Here is a 20062-nt window from a genome sequence, read left to right on the forward strand (position 1 = left end):
GAGAAACCCGGCGGGGGCCTCGTTCACTGTGCGGTGAGCGGGCTCGCGCCGCGGCGCTCCGGCCGGGGCGGGGACGACCGGCGCAGAACCGCCGGAGACCCTTTGCCGGAGACCCTTTGCCAGACACCTTCCGCCGAACCGCCGGACCGCCCCGCCTCACCGCACCGGACGCGGGTGACGGCCTCAGCCCAGCGGGCGGGCCTTCGGGAGCGGCTTGCCGTACCACATCTCGATGAGCCGAGCCGCGATGGAGATGCCGTTCGGGGGCAGCACCGCTCCCGACTCGAAGGCCTCCGCCAGTTCGTCGCGGGAGAACCAGCGGGCTTCCTCGATCTCGTCGCCGTCGACATCGATCTTCGACGTGGTCGCCCGTGCCATGAAACCGAGCATCAGGCTGGAGGGGAAGGGCCAGGGCTGGCTGGCGACGTACTCGACGTCACCGATGGTGATCCCGGCCTCCTCCAGCACCTCGCGGGCGACCGACTGCTCTATCGACTCGCCCGGCTCCACGAACCCGGCCAGCGTCGAGAACCGGCCCTCGGGCCAGTGCACCTGACGGCCGAGGAGAGCGCGGTCCTGGTCGTCGATGACCAGCATGATCACGGCGGGGTCGGTACGGGGGTAGTGCTCGGCGCCGCAGGCCTGGCAGCGGCGGATGTGCCCGGCCGCCGCGATCATGGTGCGCTCGCCGCAGCGGGAGCAGAAGCGGTGCAGTCGCTGCCAGTTCTCCAGCGCCACCGCGTGGACCATGAGACCGGCGTCCCGGTCGCTGAGCAGCAGGCCCGCTTCGCGCAGTCCGGCGGGCCGGGCCTGCTGGTCCATCCGTCCGGGCAGGGAGTCCTTCTGGAGGGCGAAGTAGCTGACGCCGTCCCCGTCGGTGCCGAGGAAGTAGCGGTGCGTCTCCGTCATGGGGGCCTCGAAGGCCGGTGTCATGACGATCTCGGTGCCGCCGTCGGCGGTGTCGTCGACCAGCACCTGGCCGCCGGAGACGACGAAGACCTTGGTGGTGGGGTGGCTCCAGGCGACGGCGAGCCACGCCTCGTCCAGACGGTGGTGGGCCGCGCGGTCGATGCCGCTGGGTGCGGTGAGGCCGATGGGACGGGTGATGCGGTCGGTGTCGAAGGTACTCACAGTGCTTGTCTTCCTACTCCCCCGGGGCGGATCGGGTGTTCAGTTGTTTCGACGGAGTGCGGTGGCCAGCTCACCCCAGAGGTGGGCGGTGGTCTCCACGCCCTTGAAAAGGAGGCCGAGCTCGACTTTCTCGTCGGGCGCGTGCCAGCCGTCGGACGGTACGGAGATGCCGAGGAAGAGGACGGGTGCGCCGAGCACGTCCCTCAGGTCGGCGGCGGGGCCGGAGCCCCCCTCGCGGGTGAAGAGGATCTTCTGGCCGAAGGCCCGTCCCATGGCCCGGGCCAGCGCCTGGAGGGCGGGGTGGTCGAGCGGGGTCAGACAGGGGCGGGTCGCGGGCATGAACGTGATCCGGTGGCGGATGCCGGCCGGTACGCGGCTCCCGGCCCACTCCCGTACGAGCTTCTCCACCCGGTCCGGCTCCTGGCCGTCGACCAGCCGGAAGCTGATCTTGACCAGGGCGGAGGAGGGGATGATCGTCTTGCTGCCGGCGCCCTGGTAGCCGCCGCCGATGCCGTTGACCTCGGCGGTGGGGCGGGCCCAGACGCGTTCGAGGGTGGAGTAGCCGTCCTCGCCCGAGGTGGCGGTGGACTTGGCGGTGCGCAGCCAGCTGGCCTCGTCGAAGGGGAGCTCGGCGAAGAGGGCGCGTTCGGTGTCGGTGAGCTCGGCCACACCGTCGTAGAACCCGGGGACGGTGACGCGGCCGCGCTCGTCGTGGAGGCCGGCCACCAGCCGGGCCACCTCGGTCGCGGGGTTGGGGACGGCACCCCCGAACGATCCGGAGTGGATGTCCTGCTCGGGGCCGTAGAGCTCGATCTCGCATTCGGCGAGGCCGCGCATGCCGGTGCAGACGGTCGGGGTGTTCTCGTCCCACATGCCGGTGTCGGAGACGATCACGGCGTCGGCGGAGAGGCGGCCGGCGCGTTCCTCGACCAGGGCGCGGAAGTGCGGGGAACCGGACTCCTCCTCGCCCTCGATCAGGAGCTTGAGGTGGACGGCCGGGGTGGTGCGACCGGTCGCGGCGAGGTGGGCACGGACGCCGAGTGTGTGGAAGAACACCTGGCCCTTGTCGTCCGCGGCGCCCCGTCCGTACATCCGGCCGTCCCTGACGACCGGTTCGAACGGGTCGGTGTGCCAGCCGTCCTCGCGCGTGGCCGGCTGCACGTCGTGGTGACCGTAGACCAGGACGACGGGGGCCTCGGGATCGTCGGAGGGCCACTCGGCGAAGACGGCCGGGGCGCCGGGCGTCTCCCAGACCTCCGCGACCGGAAATCCCGTGTCCCTGAGCTTGTCGGACAGCCATGCGGCGCTGCGTCGTACGTCCCCGGCGTGCTCCGGCTGGGCGGAGACGGAGGGGATGCGGAGCCATGCGGCGAGGTCTTCGAGGAAGGACTCGCGGTGCTGCTCGATGTACGGCTGGACGGCGCTGTCCGGGGTGTCGCTCATGTCATTGAGCCTAACGGGCTCGCGCGGGTGGCTCGTCCAGCAGCAGTCGCTCCAGCTCCGGGCGGCCGGGCAGTGAGCGGGGCCGGACGGTCTCCCCGGTGCGTACGTAGAGGAAGGTCGCTGTGACGGATTCGATCGGCAGGTCGTGGAGTTCGGCCCAGGCAAGCCGGTAGACGGCGAGCTGGAGCGGGTCGGCGGTGCGGTGGCGGCTGGTCTTCCAGTCGACGATCTCGTAGCCGCCGTCTTCCGCGCGGTACACGGCGTCGATCCGGCCCCGGACGATCCGGCCCGCGAGCGAGATCTGGAAGGGGGTCTCGACCCGGTACGGGGTGCGGCGGGCGTACTCGGTCCGTTCGAACGCCTCCTTCAGCTCGGCGAGCTCGCGCTCGTCCGCGATGTCGATGTCGTCGTGGTCGGCGCCGCCGGGGAGCTCGTCGGGGCCGAGCATCGGCAGCGGGAGCTCCTCGTAGCGGGACTCGACCCAGGCGTGGAACCGGGTGCCCCGGCGGGCGGCCGGCTGCGGAGGGCGGGGCATCGGGCGGGCCAGCTCGCGGGCGAAGGCGTCGGGGTCCTCGGCGAGGAGGAGCAGCTGGGTGGCGGAGAGCGAGGCGGGTACGACGACGTCCCGGACGGTGGCGCGGGCGCGGCGCAGCTCGCCCGCGAGGGCGTCGAGGTCGCGGTCCCAGGAGGCGATGGTGCGGCTCTCCTCGGGGGTCGGCTCGCCGGGGTGCCGGGCGGCGGGAATGTACGGGAGCGGGCCGGCGGGGGCGGGGGCTCCCGCGGCAGGCCCGGCGGCCGAGGTGGCGGGCCCGGCGGCCGAGGTGGCGGGCCCGGGAGCGCCTCCGTCGGCCTGCGGGGCCGGGGTTTCCTCGGGCCGCTCGGTGGCGAGGGAGTCCCAGTCGTCCCAGTCCGCCTCGTCGTACGGGTCCGGGGGCGGGTCCCCGTCCTCGTCGCCTCGGGCGGGGGCCGGTTCCGGCTCGGCGTACGGGAGCGCCTCCGCGCCCGCCCAGGCGTCCAGGTGCGCGAGGACCGTGTCGCGGGCGGCGCGGCGGCGGGCGGTCGCGGCGGCGTCCAGGGGCAGCGGCCAGGCGATGTCGGCGTCCTGGGCGGCGAGCGCCGGGTTCTCCTCGTCGGCCTCCGGCTCGTCCGCCCAGGCCTCGATCTCGCCGTGTCCGGCGACGCAGTGCTCGTACAGCGCGTCCAGGAACGCCGACGGGCCCCGGGTCTTCTTCTGCGAGGGGCCCCACCAGTGGCCGGATCCGAGCAGCAGGGAGCGGGGGCGGGTGAAGGTGACGTAGCCGAGGCGGAGTTCCTCGGTGTGCTGGTGCTCCTTCATCTCCTGCTGGTACGCCTTGAGCGCCTTCGCGTCGTAGGTGTCCAGCGCCGGGAGCGTGGCCGAGTCGCCGCGCAGGGCGTGCGGGAGCACCTTCGCCTGGGAGGTCCAGGACTCGCGGGCGCGGCTGCTGGGGAACTGGCCGGTGACCAGGCCGGGCACGGCGACCACGTCCCACTCCAGTCCCTTGGACTTGTGGGCGGTGAGCACCTTGACGGTGTTCTCGCCGCCGGGCAGGGCGTTGTCGAGCCCCTTCTCGTACTGGGCGGCGGTGCGCAGGAAGCCGAGGAACGCGAGGAGGGTGGCCTCGCCGTCGAGGGAGGCGAAACCGGCCGCGACGTCGAGGAAGTTGGCGAGGGTCTCGCGGCGGCGGGCTGCGAGCGCGTGCGGAGAGGCGGACAGCTCGACTTCGAGTCCGGTGGTGGCGAGGACCCGGTGCAGTACGTCCATCAGCGGGTCGGCCAGCGAGCGGCGCAGGTCGCGCAGTTCGGCGGCGAGGCGGGCGAACCGGACCCGGGCCTCGGCGGAGAACGGCAGACCGTCGTCCTCGTCGCCGCCCCGGTCGAGGAAGGTGTCCAGGGCGTCGGCGAGCGAGACGACCTCGGCCGGGTCGGTGCCCTCCACGGCTTCGGCGAGCCGCAGGTCGGCGTCGCCGTCTCCGTCGCCCGAGGAAACCCGGTGGACGAGGAGGCGGGCCCGGCGGCCGAGGAGCGCGAGGTCGCGGGGGCCGATGCGCCAGCGCGGGCCGGTGAGCAGCCGGACGAGCGAGGCGTTGGCCCCCGGGTCCTGGAGGACCTCGCAGACGGCGACCAGGTCGGCCACCTCGGGCAGGTGGAGCAGACCGGACAGGCCGACGACCTCGACGGGGACGTCACGGGTCACCAGGGCGGCCTGGATCTGCGGAAAGTCGGAGGCGGTGCGGCAGAGCACGGCGATCTCGGCGGGCTGGGTGCCGGTCCGTACCAGGTGGGCGAGGGAGTCGGCGAGCCAGTCGATCTCCTCGGCGTGGGTGCGGAGCAGGGCGCAGCGGACGGTGCCGTCGTGCTCGGCCCCGGGGGCGGCGCGCAGCGCCTCGACCCCCTCGTGCCGGGCGCGCAGCGGTTCGGCGAGGTCGTTGGCGAGCTGGAGGAGGCGTCCGCCACTGCGGCGGTTCTCGCTGAGGCTGTGGCGGGCGGCGGGGGTGCCGTCGGCGTGCGGGAAGTGCTGGGGGAAGTCGTCGAGGTTGGCGACGGAGGCTCCGCGCCAGCCGTAGATGGCCTGGCAGGGGTCGCCGACGGCCGTGACGGCGTGGCCGGTACGGCCGGCCGGTCCGTGGCCGAAGAGGGCCGACAGCAGCAGCCGCTGGGCGACGGAGGTGTCCTGGTACTCGTCCAGGAGCACGACCCGGAACTCGTCGCGCAGCAGCGCGCCGACCTCGGGCCGGGTGAGGGCCAGCTCGGCGGAGAGGGCGATCTGGTCGCCGAAGTCGACGAGGTCCCGGCCGCGTTTGGCCTGCCGGTACCGCTCGGTGAGGGTGAGCAGTTCGCCCCGGGCCCGGGCGGTGGCGGGGAGTTTGCGCAGCTGTTCGTTGGAGAGCTTGACGCCTTCGAGCGTGCGGAGGAGTCCGGTGTCGTACCCGGCGAGGGCGTCCGGCTCGACCAGGTGCTCGGCCAGCTCTGCGTCGAGTGCGAGGAGGTCGCCGACCAGGGTGGGGAAGGAGTGGGTGAGCTCCGGGTAGGGGCCCGGGGCGTCGCGCAGCACGCGGGCGGCGAGCTGGTAGCGGGTGGCGTCGGCGAGCAGCCGGGTGGTGGGTTCGAGCCCTATCCGCAGCCCGTGGTCGGTGAGCAGCCGGCCGGCGAAGGCGTGGTACGTGGAGATGCTCGGCTCTCCGGGCGGGTTGTCCGGGTCGATGGCGTCCGGGTCGGTGACCCCGGCGGCCACCAGGGCCTTGCGGACGCGTTCGGCGAGTTCCCCTGCGGCCTTGTTGGTGAAGGTGAGGCCGAGGACCTGCTCGGGGGCGACCTGGCCGGTGCCGACCAGCCAGACCACGCGGGCGGCCATCACGGTCGTCTTGCCGGAGCCGGCTCCGGCCACGATCACCTGCGGGGCGGGCGGCGCGGTGATGCAGGCCGTCTGCTCCGGGGTGAAGGGGATGCCCAGCAGCTCCTTGAGCTGCTCGGGATCGGTGAGACGTGAGGACACCCAAGAACGGTAACCGGCCCCGCCGACATCGTGCCCCGGACCATGGCCACCGCCCCTCGGGCCGTAGGGCCCGGGCGCACGGCCGTGAGCGGGCGCACGGCCATGAGCCTCGTCACTCCACCACGTGCTTCCCCTCGGGCTGGGCGCTGCACGAGGCGCGGAAGGTGCAGTGGCCGCAGTGCGTGCCGGTCGTCGGGGTGAAGCGCTCGTCGAGCACCCGTCCGGCGGCGGTGGCGAGCAGGTCGGAGACCCACTCCCCGGCGAGCGGTTGCTGGGCCTGCACCTGGGGCGAGGTCTCGCCGCCTTCGCGTACGGGGGCGGGGCGGCGCAGCTGGACGAGTTCGGCGCCGCCGGGTTCGGGGCGCCGGCCGCCGAAGACCTCGTCCACGGCGCCTTCGCGAACGGCCAGCTGGTAGACGGCGAGCTGGGGGTGGCGGGCCACCTCGTCCTTGGTGGGTGCCTGCTTGCCGGTCTTGAAGTCGACGACGTACGCCCGGTCCTCGGCGTCGCGTTCGACGCGGTCCATGGAGCCCCGGATGCGGACGGCGTACTCCCCCGCTTCGAGCGTCACGTCGAATCCGTGCTCCCCGGCGACGGGGGTGCGGCCGGCGCGGTCCATGACGTGCCAGTGGAGGAAGCGTTCGAGGGCGGCGCGGGCCTGGCCCTTCTCCTGGTCGGACTTCCACGGGGCGTCGAAGGCCAGGCCGTTCCAGACCGTGTCGAGCCGTTCCATGAGGACGTCCAGGTCGGCGGGGGTACGGCCGGAGGCCACCTCGTCGGCGAGTACGTGGACGACGTTGCCGAAGCCCTGCGCGGCGGTGGCGGGGGCGTCGGCCTTGACCTCGCGGCCGAGGAACCACTGGAGCGCGCAGGTGTGGGCGAGCTGGTCGAGGGCGCTGCCCGACAGCACGACGGGCTGGTCCCGGTCGCGGAGCGGGACGGCGGAACGGGTCGGCTCGTCCACGCCCCACCAGCGGTGCGGGTGGGCGGCGGGCACCAGCGGGCGGTCCTCGTCGTCGGTGAGCGCGGCGAGCCGGGCGAGGCGCCGGGCGGCGGCCTCCCGCAGGGCGTCGGAGGCGGCGGGGTCCACGGTGGTGGCGCGCAGTTCGGCGACGAGCGCGGCGACGGCGAGCGGCCTGCGGGGCCGGCCCGTGACGTCGCGGGGTTCGACGCCCAGTTCGGCCAGGAACCGGGACGGCTGGTCGCCGTCGTCGGCCGGTGCCTTGACGGCGGTGACGATCAGGCGTTCGCGGGCACGGGTCGCGGCGACGTAGAAGAGCCGGCGTTCCTCGGTGAGGAGCGCGCCCGGAGAGAGGGGTTCGGCGAGTCCGTCGCGGCCGATCCGGTCGGCCTCCAGCAGGGAGCCCCGGCGGCGCAGGTCGGGCCAGAGCCCTTCTTGAACTCCGGCGACCACGACGAGCCGCCACTCCAGCCCCTTGGAGCGGTGGGCGGTCATCAGCCGGACGGCGTCGGGCCGGGCGACCCGGCGCGACAGGGTGTCGGCGGCGATGTCCTGGGCGTCCACCTCTTCCAGGAAGTTGAGCGCACCGCGCCCGCCGGTGCGCTCCTCGGCGCGCGCCGCCGTCTCGAAGAGGGCGCACACGGCGTCCAGGTCCCGGTCGGCGTTGCGCCCGCCCGCGCCGCCGCGCAGCGCGGCGCGCTCCAGGCGGCCGGGCCAGGGAGTGCCGTTCCAGAGGGTCCAGAGCGCCTCCTCCGCGGTGCCCCCTTCCTGGAGGAGGGTCCGGGCCCGGACGAGCAGGGTGCCGAGGCGCTGGGCGCCCCGGGCGTGGACGGGGTCGTGGGTGGCGAGGCGTTCGGGTTCGGCGAGGGCCAGCGCGAGCAGTACCCCCGACGGCGGCGGTACACGGTTGCCGGCGGCCCGCTCGTCGTCGCGCAGGGCCCGGCCGAGGCGGCGCAGATCGGCGGCGTCCATGGCGCCGAGCGGGGAGGTGAGCAGGGTGAGGGCGGTCTCCTCGTCCAGGACGCCCGAGACACCCGAGGACAAGGCCGCCGGGCGACCGGCCGTACCGGCCCCGGCGGCGTCCGGCCCCGCACCGTCGGCGGACGGCTGCCGCAAGGCGTCCTCCGCCACCACGCGCAGAGCGGTCAGCAGCGGGGCGACGGCGGGTTCGTGGCGGAGCGGCAGGTCGTCGCCGTCGACCTCGAGCGGTACCCCGGCCGAGGTGAGCGCCCGGCGCACGGAGGGCATCGAGCGCCCGCCGGCACGCACCAGTACGGCCATCTCGTTCCAGGGCACGCCGTCCTCCAGATGGGCACGGCGCAGCAGGTCGGCGATGTTGTCGAGTTCGGTGGAGGCGGTCGGGTAGGTGTACACCTCCACCTGGCCGCCCTCCCGTGCGGCGGAGAGTTCGCGGTGGGCGCGCACCTTCTCGGCGGGCAGCCGGGTCAGCGGCATCCGGCGGGTGAGCAGCCGGGTCGCGGCGAGCAGGCCGGCGCCGGAGCGCCGCGATGTGGTGAGGACGCCCACCGGCGCGGGCGCCCCGTCCGCGCGCGGGAAGGTGTCGGGGAAGTCGAGGATGCCGTTCACGTCGGCGCCCCGGAAGGCGTAGATGGACTGGTCCGGGTCACCGAACGCGATCAGCGTCCGGCCGCCGCCCAGCGCCGCCGCCCGGGACCCGGCGCTCGCCCCGGTACGGCCTCCGGCGTGCGTGCCCGCGCCCGGACCGGTGCCGGTCCCACCCGGCGTACGCCCTGGGCGGTTGCCGGCCAGCGCGCGCAGCAGCCGCACCTGGGCCGGGTCGGTGTCCTGGTACTCGTCGACGTACACGGCGTCGTACTCCCCCGCCAGCCGCTCCGCGACCTCGGGGCGCTCGGCGAGCAGGACGGCGCGGTGGACCAGCTCCGCGTAGTCGAGGACACCCTGCGCGTCGAGGACGTCGAGGTACTCCGCGAGGAACTGGGCCGCCGCACCCCAGTCCGGGCGGCCGGTCCTGCGGGCGAAGTCGGCCAGGGCGTCCGCGCCGAGTCCCAGCTCACGGCTGCGGGCCAGAACGGCACGCACCTCGTCGGCGAAACCGCGGGTGGTCAGGCAGGCGCGCAGTTCGTCGGGCCAGCGGACGTGGGCGAGGCCGGACTTCTCCAGGTCGAGCTGGCCCGCGAGCAGCTCGCGGACGGTGACGTCCTGTTCGGGTCCGGAGAGCAGGCGCAACGGGTCGGCGAACAGGTCGGCGTCCTGATGGGCGCGGACCAGGGCGTAGCAGTACGAGTGGAAGGTGGTGGCCTGCGGTCCGCGCGCCGCACCGAGCCGGGCCGCCATCCGGTCGCGCAGTTCCACGGCGGCCTTGCGGCTGAAGGTGAGGACGAGGATGCGGGCCGGTTCCGTACCGGCGGCCACGCGCGCGGCCACGGACTCCACGAGCGTCGTGGTCTTGCCCGTGCCGGGCCCGGCGAGCACCAGCAACGGCCCGCCGGGGTGGTCAACCACCGCGCGCTGCGCCGCGTCCAGCACAGGGGGCTCCACGGACCCGGGGGGCGTGCGCACCAGCCGGTACGCGCCCGGCGCCCGCCGTCGCGTTTCGCGGGGCGGGCTCTGCCGGGTGGTGGAGGAGGAGCTCAAGGGTTCGCCGGTCCTGTCGGTGGTGCGCTGCCTGATGGTGCACCGCCCGTCGCACCGGCCGTCGCACCGGGCGGTGGACGGTCACGGACCGGGACGGCGGGTCGGTTCGGTTAGCTCGTAGCGGTTGGCGGCGGTACGGGTCGCTCGTAGCGGTTCGGGTCGCTCGTAGCGGTTGGCGGGCGGTTCGGTTCGGGCCGCTCGTAGCGGTTCGGCGGGCGGTTCAAAGAGAGGGAGAGGTACGGAGGGGTGCGCGGATGAACACGGTGCGGCGAGGGCTTCGGGCCGCGTCGGGCTTCGACGCTACGCCAGTGAGGGCGCGGGCGGACGCGGGTCGGCTGCGTCACTCGTCACGTGTCCGGTGCGCCCCGGCCGACCGGGGGCGTTCCCGGTCCTGCCGGTCCCGTCCGGCGACGCGCGGGATACGGGACCGGCGGAGTGCGGCTGCCGGGCCCCGATGGCCGAAGCTGTCAGGTGTGAGCTTCCTCGCCCCTGTCCGGCCCGGCACTCCCGCCGGGTCCGCCGGTCCTGCCGTCCCACCGTGCGCGCCGCATGTCGATCCGCGGCAGATGCCCGTCCGCGGACCGGGCGGCGTCGCGCAGCGGCGTGCCCTCGTCGCGGTAGCGCGCCAGGGCGCGCAGTTCGTGCCCGGGCAGGAGCGTGCCGTCCGACCGCACGACGCGCCACCAGGGCACCGCCGAGCCGTAGAGCGCCATCACCCGGCCGACCTGGCGCGGTCCGCCGTCGCCCAGCCACTCGGCGACGTCGCCGTAGGTCATGACGTGGCCGGGCGGAACCAGGTCGGCGACGTCGAGGACCCGCTCGGCGTACTCCGGAAGCTCGGCGTGGGCCTGCGCGGCAGGCGCACCGGCGGTGTCGTCGCCCGCCGACGGGCGGCGGGCGGTGCCGTCGTCCGCCGACGGGCGGCGGGCGGTGCCGTCGTCCGCGCCGTCGCGGGGCGTCCGATGTCTCATCCGACCCATCTTGCCGTACGCCACCGACACCGGGGTGCCCGTCCGGACATCCCCGCCGGCCTCGGCGGGGAGCGCGCGCACCCCACGGACCGCGAGCGCGCTCGCGGGCAAAGGAGCGAATCCTTCCCCTCGCGCGCGCGGGCAATGCACCCTGATGGCTCCGCCTGTCCTTGCGCCGTGCCACCATCGTGCGGGCGGTGACCGGTGATACGAGAACACGAAGATCGACCAGATGCGACGAAGGAGCAGGGCGTGCAGCCATCCAGGGCGGCGGACGCCTCCGATGCCGACTCGCAGCCAGGCGGTTCCGGCTCCACGCCGGAACCCACCGGTGACCCCACCCGTACCGCAGAAGCCGGAGACACCGCAGAGACCGGGAACGACGGTGGCGCCACCGCCGGCCGCGACGGCATCGGCGAGGCGTCCGGCAAGACGTCCGGCGGACCCGCCGGCGCCCCGCGCCTGACCGGTTCGACCCGTGCGGGCACCGGCGACGGGCCCACCGGGCGCGTCTCCGGCGACGAACCGCTGCTCGCGGCCCGGGTGCACCGCCCGTCCGACCTGATGCGCCTGCTCGTCGGCGTGCTCGCCATCGCGGTGCTGCTGGCCGTCGCCGCGTTCGCGCAGGGCACCACGACGGGCCTGGAGGACGACATCTCCCGGGGCACCGAGCAGGCGCCCGATCTCCTGATCAAGGTCGCCGGGCTGGTGTCGAGCATCGCCGTCCTGCTCGTCCCGGTCGCCTTCGCCATCGAACGTCTGATCAAACGCGACGGGCTGCGCATCGCGGACGGGGTGCTCGCCGCCGTGCTCGCGCACGGGGTGACGCTCGCCACCGATCTCTGGGTCTCCCGGTCCGCCCCCGGTTCGATCCAGGACGCGCTGACCCAGCAGCAACCCGGTCACGCGCTGACCGACCCGGTACACGGCTACCTCGCGCCCGTCATCGCCTACATGACGGCGGTGGGCATGGCCCGGCGTCCGCGCTGGCGGGTCGTGCTCTGGGTGGTGCTGCTGCTCGACGCGTTCGCCATGCTGGTCGGCGGGTACACCACCCCGTTCTCGATCGTCCTCACCGTGCTGATCGGCTGGACCGTCGCGTACGGGACGCTGTACGGGGTCGGTTCCCCGAACGTCCGGCCCACCGGCCAGCATCTGATGGCCGGGCTGCGGCACGTCGGTTTCCGGCCGGTCGCCGCGCTGCGCGCCGACGAGGCACCCGAGAACCCGGACCAGAACGACCGGGGGCGCCGCTATCTGGTCACCTTGGAGGACGGCCCGCCGCTCGACGTGACGGTCGTGGACCGGGAACAGCAGGCCCAGGGGTTCTTCTACCGGGCCTGGCGACGGCTCACCCTGCGCAGCATCACCCAGCGGCGTTCCATCCAGTCGCTGCGCCAGGCCCTGGAACAGGAGGCGCTGCTCGCGTACGCGGCCATCGCGGCGGGGGCGAACGCGCCGAAGCTGATCGCCACCTCCGAGCTGGGCCCGGACGCCGTGATGCTGGTGTACGAGCACATCGGCGGGCGGTCGCTGGACTCGCTGGAGGACGGGGAGATCACCGACGACCTGGTACGCGGCGCCTGGGAGCAGGTGCGGTCGCTCCAGTCGCGGCGGATCGCGCACCGCAGGCTCGCGGGGGACGCGATCCTGGTGGGCACCTCGGGCGAGGTGTACGTCACCGACCTGCGCGGAGGCGAGATCGCGGCCGGGGACCTGATCCTGCGGATGGACGTGGCCCAGTTGCTGACCACGCTCGGCTTGCGGGTGGGGGCGGAGCGGTCGGTGGCCGGGGCGCTCGCCGTACTGGGCCCGGACGCGGTGGCCGGGTGTCTGCCGCTGCTCCAGCCGATCGCGCTGACCCGTTCCACCCGGGCGACCCTGCGCAGGCTCGCCCGCGAGCGGGCGCAGCGGGAGCGCGACGCGGCGCTGGAGGCCTCGGACGCGGCGCGCCGGGACCGGGCGGAGTCCGCGTCCTCCACGGTGGCCTCGCCCGCCGACCGGAAGACGGAGCGCAAGTCGCAGCGTACGGAGAAGCAGGCCGAGAAGCGGGCCCTGGACGAGGCACGGGAGGAGGCCCGCGAGGAAGACCTGCTCACCCAGATCCGCCGTGAGGTCCTGCTGATCCGCCCGCAGGCCCCGGTCGAACCGGTCCGGCTGGAGCGCATCAAGCCGCGCACCCTGCTGAGCTTCATCGCCGGGTCCATCGCCGCGTACTTCGTGATCTCGCAGATCACCCAGGCCGACTTCGGCACGGTCGTGGAGGAGGCCGAGTGGGGCTGGGTGGCGGCGGCGCTGGGCTTCTCGGCGCTGAGTTACGTGGCCGCGGCGATGAGCCTGCTGGGCTTCGTGCCCGAGCGGGTGCCGTTCCGGCGCACGGTGCTGGCGCAGGTGGCCGGGTCGTTCGTGAAGATCGTCGCTCCGGCGGCGGTCGGCGGGGTGGCGCTGAACACCCGTTTCCTCCAGCGGCAGGGGGTGCGGCCGGGTCTGGCGGTGGCGAGCGTGGGGGCCTCGCAGTTGTTCGGGCTGGGCTGTCACATCCTGCTGCTGGCCCTGTTCGGCTATCTGACGGGTACGGAGAAGACGCCGGACTCGCTGACCCCGTCCCGTACGGTCATCGCCGGGCTGCTCACGGTCGCGGTGCTGGTGCTGGTGGTGACGGCGATCCCGTTCCTGCGGAAGTTCGTGGTGACGCGGGTGCGGTCGCTGTTCGCCGGGGTCGTGCCGCGCATGCTGGACGTGGTGCAGCGCCCGCAGAAGCTGGCCACCGGTATCGGCGGCATGCTGCTGCTGACGGTGCTGTTCGTGCTCTGCCTGGACGCGTCGATCCGGGCGTTCAGCGGGCCGGACGTGCCGCAGCTGTCGTACGCGAGCGTCGCGGTGGTCTTCCTCGCGGGCAACGCTCTGGGGTCGGCGGCGCCCACCCCGGGCGGTATGGGCGCGGTGGAAGGTGCGCTGACGATCGGCCTCATCGCGGTCGGGCTGCCCAGTGAGGTCGCCGCTCCCGCGGTGCTGCTGTTCCGCGTGATGACCCTGTGGCTGCCGGTGCTGCCCGGCTGGATCTGCTTCACCCAGCTGACGCGCAAGGGCCAGTTGTAGCGGTAAGCGCACGGTCCCGGCCCGCAAGCAAGCAAGCAAGCAAGCAAGCAAGCAAGGGCCGGTGGCGACCGTACGCGTACGGTTCCGTGCATGACGATGGCCAGGGGCTTCCACGAGGTTTCCGGTGCGGACATTCCCGGGGTGGTCCAGGAGGCCGCCCGCCGGGGCGTTCCCGTGTTCACGCTCTCCACCGGCGGGCGTACCGACAAGGGGGCGTTCTTCGAGGCGGTGCGGGAGACGCTTCCCTTGGACCCACCGCTCGGAACCTTCCGCGAGGTGTGGGAGGCCCTCTCGGATTCGGTCTGGGGCGGACTTCATGCGTTGAAAACCCCCCGCGTGGTCATCGTCTGGCGCGACGCCCGGCCCGTCGCGGAGGCGCAAGGCGATTTCCGGATGGCGCTGGACGTCCTCCGGGACACGGTCGCGACCCTCGCCGAAGCCCGGTACACCGGCGGAAGGCCTACTCAGGTGTCGGTCTGCGTCGCCCCGGCCCCGAACGGTGGAGAAGAAGCGCCGGCGGAGGGTCGAGCGGACGGGCCGCCTGGGCGGTGAAGGGTCTTGCCACCGACGCCTCACACCACCGATGCCCGGCGAGGATCGGTGGGAATGATCCCGGCGTCGTCGAAGAGTCGCTCCAACGCCTCATGACCCTCGCGTCTGCGGAACTCGATTTCGGCGGCCGTCACGGGCAGGGTCCACAGGATGCGGGCGTGCCCTCCGGGCAGCGGACAGTGTTCGAGACCGGGCCCGTGGAGATAGGGCAGGCTGATCAACAGGTGGTCGCAGGCCGAGCCCGGCACCCATGGTTCACCGATCGGCATGCTGTGCTCCAGATCGAGCCGATGCCCTCCGCAGTGGTAGAAGGCGATCATGGCCATGAGGTCCACGAACCGTTGATCGCGTACGGGGGCGGTCATGACGAACTCAGGCCCCTGGCCGTCCTCCTCCGTCACGGCCCAGCACCCCGCGGTCACATAGGCCCAGCCGGCGCCGCGCGGACCGGGGCCCACGACGAGAACCCTCAGGCCGGGCACGGCCTCACGCCGTTCTGGCCCGAGGTCGCAGGTGACGGGTTCCACTGGATGCCCGTCGAAGAACGCTCGGACATGTGCCTCGACGGCCTCTGCGGCCGACCACCTCGCATCACTCACCGCGTGATCATGCCAGTCCTCGACCAACCGGCCCGACCGTGCAACCAGCGTGATGACTCGTGGGCACCGGCCGCCATCACGCGACACCCGAGCATGCGCGCCCGTCCCGAGGCGACCGCCGGCCGCCGCCGGGCTCCCGGCGGCGGACACGGCTCAACTACCGTGGCCGCACACATGTCGTGCCGGGGCCGCACCGTCCCGGCACCGGGGAGGACGACGACACCATGCACATGCACCCACGCGCTCGCCGCGTCACGGCTCTGGCAGGGGCGGCGCTGCTCACCGCGGTCGCGCTGGCGGGCTGCGACGGCTCCGCGGATCCGGCGGCCCCGGGCGGAGCCGACAAGGCCGGTGAGACCGCCGGGAGTCCGGCCGCGAGCGCCACCGCCGCGCCCACCGGGCTGCCGGCCGCGCTCACCTCGCAGAAGGCCGACTGGAGGAAGTGCGGGGCCCCCGAGGGCGGCAGCGCCCCGGACAGCCACTGGCGGTGCGCCACCGTGCAGGTGCCGCTGGACTACCGGAAGCCGGACGGGGAGACCATCGGCATCGCCCTGATCAAGCGTCAGGCGACCGACCGGGGCGAACGGATCGGGTCGCTGCTCTTCAACTTCGGCGGCCCGGGCGGCTCCGGGGTGAGCATCCTGCCCCAGGCGGCGACCGAGTACTCCACCCTCAACTCCCGTTACGACCTGGTGGGTTTCGACCCGCGCGGGGTCGCGAGCAGTGAAGGGGTGAGCTGCCGGAGCGACGGCGAGACCGAATCGGCCCTGAAGCGCGTCGACATGACACCGGACACCCCGGCGGAGAAGGCGGCCTTCCTGAAGGACGGCGCTGACATGGGTGCCGGCTGCGAGAAGGGTTCCGGAAAGGTCCTGCCGTTCCTGACGACCACCAACACCGCCCGCGACATGGACCTGATCCGCCAGGTGCTCGGCGACAGGAAGCTGTACTACTTCGGCATGTCCTACGGCACGGAGCTCGGCGGCACGTACGCCCACCTCTTCCCGGGGAACGTCGGCCGGGTGGTGCTGGACGCGGTCGTGGACCCCACGGCGGACGCCGTCGGGCACGCCCGGAACCAGGCGACCGGCTTCCAGCGGGCGCTGGAGAACTACCTCGCGTCCCGGGGCGAAGACCCGGAGGCCGGAACCGCGCGCATCGCCCGGCTGCTCGCGAAGCTGGACAAGAGCCCTCTGCCGACCGACTCCGGACGCATGCTCAGCGAATCCCTCGCCATCACCGGCATCGTGACTCCGCTCTACTCGGAGAGCAACTGGCCGGCGCTGACGCAGGCGCTCGACGAGGCGGAGAACAACGGCACCGGCACCACCCTGCTCGCGCTGGCCGATTCGTACAACGGCCGGGACGAGAACGGGCACTACGACCCCCAGGCGCAGTCCCAGCGGGCCATCTCCTGCGCGGACAGCTCCCAGCGGCCGACCGCCGACGAGGCCGAGGCGCTGCTGCCGGAGTTCCGGAAGCTCTCGCCGGTGTTCGGCCCGTTCCTCGCCTGGGACACCGCCGGCTGGTGCGCGAACTGGCCGGTGGCCGGGGAGCACGACACCCCGGAGGCGAGCGCCCCCGGCGCGGCGCCGATCCTCGTGATCGGGACGACCGGCGACCCGGCGACCCCGTACGAGGGAGCCCGGCGGATGGCGACGGAGCTCGGCAAGGGGGTCGGCGTACTGCTCACCAACAAGGGCGAGGGGCACGGCTCCTACGGCAACGGCACCTGCGTGACCGCGAAGACGGACTCCTACTTCCTGGACGGGAAGGTCCCGGCGGACGGCTCGACCTGCTCGTCCTGAAGCGGTACGGCTCGACCTGACGCTGACGGCTCGACCTGCTCGTCCTGAAGCGGTACGGCTCGACCTGACGCGGACGGCTCGACCTGCTCGTCCTGAAGCGGTACGGCTCGACCTGACGCTGACGGCTCGGCCTGCTCGTCCTGAAGCGGTACGGCTCGTCCTGACGCTGACGGCTCGGCCTGCTCGTCCTGACGCGGTACGGCACGGGCACGCGAAAGAGGGGCCGCGCCACGGTGATCGCGGCGCGGCCCCTCTTCGAGAACGGCGCTTAGTAGACCGGCTTCGACGGCTCGATCTGGTTGACCCAGCCGATGACGCCGCCGCCCACGTGCACCGCGTCGGCGAAGCCCGCCGACTTGAGGACCGCGAGGACCTCGGCGCTGCGGACACCGGTCTTGCAGTGCAGGACGATCCGCTTGTCCTGCGGCAGGCCCTGGAGGGCGTTGCCCATCAGGAACTCGTTCTTCGGGATCAGCTTGGCGCCCGGGATCGAGACGATCTCGTACTCGCCCGGCTCGCGGACGTCGATGATCTCGATCTTCTCGTCGGCGTCGATCCACTCCTTGAGCTGCTTGGGAGTGATCGTGGAACCGAGTGCCGCCTCCTGCGCCTCCTCGGACACGACGCCGCAGAAGGCCTCGTAGTCGATGAGCTCGGTGACGGTCGGGTTCTCGCCGCAGACCGCGCAGTCGGGGTCCTTGCGGACCTTGACCTGGCGGTACTGCATCTCCAGCGCGTCGTAGATCATCAGCCGGCCGACGAGCGGGTCGCCGACACCGGCGAGCAGCTTGATGGCCTCGGTGACCTGGATGGAGCCGATGGACGCGCAGAGCACGCCCAGCACCCCGCCCTCGGCGCAGGAGGGAACCATGCCCGGCGGGGGCGGCTCCGGGTAGAGGCAGCGGTAGCAGGGGCCGTGCTCGGACCAGAAGACGGACGCCTGTCCGTCGAACCGGTAGATGGAGCCCCAGACGTACGGCTTGTTCAGCAGTACGGCCGCGTCGTTGACGAGATAGCGGGTGGCGAAGTTGTCCGTGCCGTCCACGATCAGGTCGTACTGGGCGAAGATCTCCAGCACGTTCTCGGCTTCGAGCCGCTCCTCGTGCAGGACCACGTTCACGTACGGGTTGATGCCCAGCACGGAGTCCTTGGCCGACTCGGCCTTGGAACGGCCGATGTCGGCCTGGCTGTGGATGATCTGGCGCTGCAGGTTCGACTCGTCGACCTCGTCGAACTCCACGATGCCGAGCGTGCCGACACCGGCGGCGGCAAGGTACATCAGGGCGGGCGAGCCGAGACCGCCCGCGCCCACACAGAGCACCTTCGCGTTCTTCAGCCGCTTCTGTCCGTCCATCCCGACGTCCGGGATGATCAGGTGGCGGGAGTACCTGCGGACCTCATCGACGGTGAGCTCGGCAGCCGGCTCGACCAAGGGTGGCAGCGACACAGGAACCTCAACAATGCAGGTGGTCGGTTTCTACGTACTTCAGTTACGTACGGTTGTTCTCCCGGTAACACTGCCACGCCCTCGCTCATTCCGAGATACCCGGTCCGATCCGCGAGACGATTTCGTCCCAGTAACCGGGCAGTGCCGCGAATGGATCGGTTTGTCGGTTGCGGCCGTCCCGGTCGGTGAAGAAGATCGTGCCGGCGCCCTGCCAGCGCGCGATGCGCATGGCCTCGTCCAGGTGGGTGCGGGGGACGCCGTGGACGAAGTGCGCGAACCGCTCGGGCGGATACTCGGCGGTCCACTGGGCCACCTGTGACCAGCGGTAGTCCGGCCAGGACCCCCGGAAGGTGACGAGCTGGTCGGCGGCCTCGGCATAGCCGGGGTACGGATGGGTGCCGAGCCCCAGCACGATCCGTCCGCCGTCGCCGTCCGGTCCGCCTCGGACGGCTTCGCTCTGCGCGACGAGTTCGCGCAGGGTGGCGGTGAGCCGGCGGACCGCCGGGAGGCCGGCCCGCTCGGTGGGACAACGGCCGAGGTAGAAGCCGCCGACCCGGTACCAGTCCAAAAACCGCTGGGCGTCGACGACCAGATCACCGAACGGCCTCGCCCCGTGCACCAGATCGAGGTGCCCGAGCAGCCGGCCGCCCGGGCCGGCCGCGCCGGGAGCGCATCCCTGCTGGGCGCGCTCCCGGGCGTTGTGCAGCTTCCCGGCGGCTTCCAGGCAGTGCGGGTCGGGCCGAGTGCCCGGCCCGTCCGCGATGTTGAGCACCGCCCAGTGCAACGGCGTGCCGGGGCGGGTGAGCTCCGCCCACTCGGTGGGAGCGAGCAGCGGATGAGCGTATCCAGGCACACCGAACCCCATCTGCTCGTCCCCGCTCGTCCGGCGGGCCGTTCCCGTGCCGGTCAGATGCGGCACGCCGCCTCCATCCAGATATCGGCCAGGGACTCCTCCAGGTTGATCCGGGGGCGCCAGCCCAGTCGGTCGCGGGCGGTACGCACGTCGGCCTGCTGCCAGGCACCGCAGCCGTCCGGGTAGGGCGACGGAGTGGCCGCGAGGTGCTCCATGACCGACTCCGCGGAGGTGCGCTGGGCGCCGATCGGGAGGCGGCCGGGCGGCACCTCCAACTCGTGCAGCACACCGGCGAAACCGGAGACCCGGGCGAGGACGGCCGCGGCGTCGCGCAGCCGGACGGCCCTGCCGGTACCGATGTTGACGACGCCCTGGGCGGCGGAGAGGGAGGCCGCGTGCACCGCCCGCGCCACGTCGCGTACGTCCACGAAGTCGCGCTGCACCCCGAGGCCGCTGAGCTTGAGCTCGCCGTCACCGGACTGCATCGCGCGGCGCATCGCCTCGGCGAGCCTGCCGAGCGGGGAACCGGCCGGGGTGCCGGGGCCGACCGGCGAGAAGACCCGCAGCACGACCGCGTCGAGCCCGGAGCCGAGGACGAGTTCGGTCGCGGCGAGTTTGCTGACGCCGTACGGACCGCCGGGGCGCGGTACGGCGTCCTCGGCGGTGGAGGATCCGGGCTGCGAGGGCCCGTACTCCGAAGCGCAGCCGACCTGGACGAGCCGTGCCCCGCAGCCGCTGCGGCGCAGCGCCTCGCAGACGGTGGCGACCGCGACCGTGTTGTGCCGGGTCAGCTCGCGGGCCTGCCCCCGGGTGGCCCCGGCGCAGTTGACGACGACCCCGGGGTGGACGGCGTCCAGGAAGCGGGTGAGCGCCCCGGGGCTGCCGCCCGCGAGGTCGAACCGTACGTCGGCGTCGTCGCCCCGGCCGAGGGCCGTGAGGTGGACGGCCGGGTCGGCCAGCAGGCGGTCCGCGACGAAGCGGCCGAGGAATCCGTTGGCGCCGAGCAGCAGAACCCTCATCGTGCACTCCCAGGGTGCCGACGGCGGGTGGCCGGTGCGGCGGGTCGGC

Annotated in this window: 12 protein-coding genes; 3 read left to right on the top strand and 9 right to left on the bottom strand. The window is 73.2% G+C overall.

What is annotated here, in order from left to right; genetic code table 11:
• Positions 1-183: 183 nt before the first annotated feature.
• From nudC to ACFWEP_RS10405, 5 genes are all read right to left on the bottom strand, one after another.
• Positions 184-1131: an NAD(+) diphosphatase gene (gene nudC / locus ACFWEP_RS10385; protein WP_387368489.1), complete on the bottom strand. Its 948-nt coding sequence runs from the start codon at positions 1129-1131 to the stop codon at positions 184-186.
• A 39-nt stretch (positions 1132-1170) separates the two neighbouring features.
• Positions 1171-2574: a dipeptidase gene (locus ACFWEP_RS10390; protein WP_387368491.1), complete on the bottom strand. Its 1404-nt coding sequence runs from the start codon at positions 2572-2574 to the stop codon at positions 1171-1173.
• Positions 2575-2584: 10 nt separating this feature from the next.
• Positions 2585-6088 carry an ATP-dependent helicase gene (locus tag ACFWEP_RS10395; RefSeq protein WP_387368493.1) on the bottom strand — a complete coding sequence of 1168 codons (3504 nt, stop codon included), beginning with the start codon at positions 6086-6088 and terminating at the stop codon, positions 2585-2587.
• 112 nt (positions 6089-6200) lie between these two features.
• Positions 6201-9665, bottom strand: coding sequence for an ATP-dependent helicase (locus ACFWEP_RS10400; RefSeq protein ID WP_387368495.1), 3465 nt, complete (start codon positions 9663-9665; stop codon positions 6201-6203).
• Between the two features lie 467 nt (positions 9666-10132).
• Positions 10133-10636 carry an MGMT family protein gene (locus ACFWEP_RS10405; RefSeq protein ID WP_387368497.1) on the bottom strand — a complete coding sequence of 168 codons (504 nt, stop codon included), beginning with the start codon at positions 10634-10636 and terminating at the stop codon, positions 10133-10135.
• 252 nt (positions 10637-10888) lie between these two features.
• Between ACFWEP_RS10405 and ACFWEP_RS10410 the strand changes: the two genes are divergently transcribed.
• Both ACFWEP_RS10410 and ACFWEP_RS10415 read left to right on the top strand, forming a co-directional pair.
• On the top strand, positions 10889-13735 hold the full coding sequence (locus tag ACFWEP_RS10410; protein ID WP_387368499.1) for a lysylphosphatidylglycerol synthase domain-containing protein: 2847 nt from the start codon (positions 10889-10891) through the stop codon (positions 13733-13735).
• A 90-nt stretch (positions 13736-13825) separates the two neighbouring features.
• Entirely contained in the window at positions 13826-14287 is a 462-nt protein-coding gene (locus ACFWEP_RS10415) for a barstar family protein (protein WP_387368501.1), read from the top strand.
• Between the two features lie 20 nt (positions 14288-14307).
• On the opposite strand, the gene ACFWEP_RS10420 is transcribed toward ACFWEP_RS10415, so the two are convergent.
• Positions 14308-15036 carry a suppressor of fused domain protein gene (locus ACFWEP_RS10420; RefSeq protein ID WP_387368503.1) on the bottom strand — a complete coding sequence of 243 codons (729 nt, stop codon included), beginning with the start codon at positions 15034-15036 and terminating at the stop codon, positions 14308-14310.
• 74 nt (positions 15037-15110) lie between these two features.
• On the opposite strand from ACFWEP_RS10420, the gene ACFWEP_RS10425 reads away from it, so the two are divergent.
• Entirely contained in the window at positions 15111-16694 is a 1584-nt protein-coding gene (locus ACFWEP_RS10425; protein WP_387368505.1) for an alpha/beta hydrolase, read from the top strand.
• Between the two features lie 268 nt (positions 16695-16962).
• Here the strand turns inward: ACFWEP_RS10425 and moeZ are convergent, their stop codons facing one another.
• The 3 genes from moeZ to ACFWEP_RS10440 form a co-directional block, all read right to left on the bottom strand.
• Positions 16963-18141 carry an adenylyltransferase/sulfurtransferase MoeZ gene (moeZ, locus tag ACFWEP_RS10430; protein WP_387368507.1) on the bottom strand — a complete coding sequence of 393 codons (1179 nt, stop codon included), beginning with the start codon at positions 18139-18141 and terminating at the stop codon, positions 16963-16965.
• Between the two features lie 85 nt (positions 18142-18226).
• The gene (locus tag ACFWEP_RS10435; RefSeq protein ID WP_387368509.1) at positions 18227-19060 is read right to left on the bottom strand and encodes a phage tail protein; all 834 of its coding nucleotides are present in this window, start codon (positions 19058-19060) and stop codon (positions 18227-18229) included.
• Positions 19048-20013 (bottom strand): NAD-dependent epimerase/dehydratase family protein, encoded by a 966-nt coding sequence (locus ACFWEP_RS10440; protein ID WP_328719545.1) that lies wholly within the window; start codon positions 20011-20013, stop codon positions 19048-19050. Before ACFWEP_RS10440 ends, ACFWEP_RS10435 begins: the two co-directional genes overlap by 13 nt.
• Between the last annotated feature and the right edge of the window lie 49 nt (positions 20014-20062).

It is taken from the genome of Streptomyces sp. NPDC060198 (genome assembly GCF_042728415.1).
Taxonomy (GTDB): Bacteria; Actinomycetota; Actinomycetes; order Streptomycetales; family Streptomycetaceae; genus Streptomyces.

What these genes read in the sequence shown, in the direction of transcription:
- ACFWEP_RS10390 (WP_387368491.1), bottom strand. Translation starts at nt 2,574, where the DNA reads ATGAGCGACACCCCGGACAGCGCCGTCCAGCCGTACATCGAGCAGCAC.
- ACFWEP_RS10405 (WP_387368497.1), bottom strand. Translation starts at nt 10,636, where the DNA reads ATGAGACATCGGACGCCCCGCGACGGCGCGGACGACGGCACCGCCCGC.
- ACFWEP_RS10415 (WP_387368501.1), top strand. Translation starts at nt 13,826, where the DNA reads ATGACGATGGCCAGGGGCTTCCACGAGGTTTCCGGTGCGGACATTCCC.
- ACFWEP_RS10425 (WP_387368505.1), top strand. Translation starts at nt 15,111, where the DNA reads ATGCACATGCACCCACGCGCTCGCCGCGTCACGGCTCTGGCAGGGGCG.
- ACFWEP_RS10440 (WP_328719545.1), bottom strand. Translation starts at nt 20,013, where the DNA reads ATGAGGGTTCTGCTGCTCGGCGCCAACGGATTCCTCGGCCGCTTCGTC.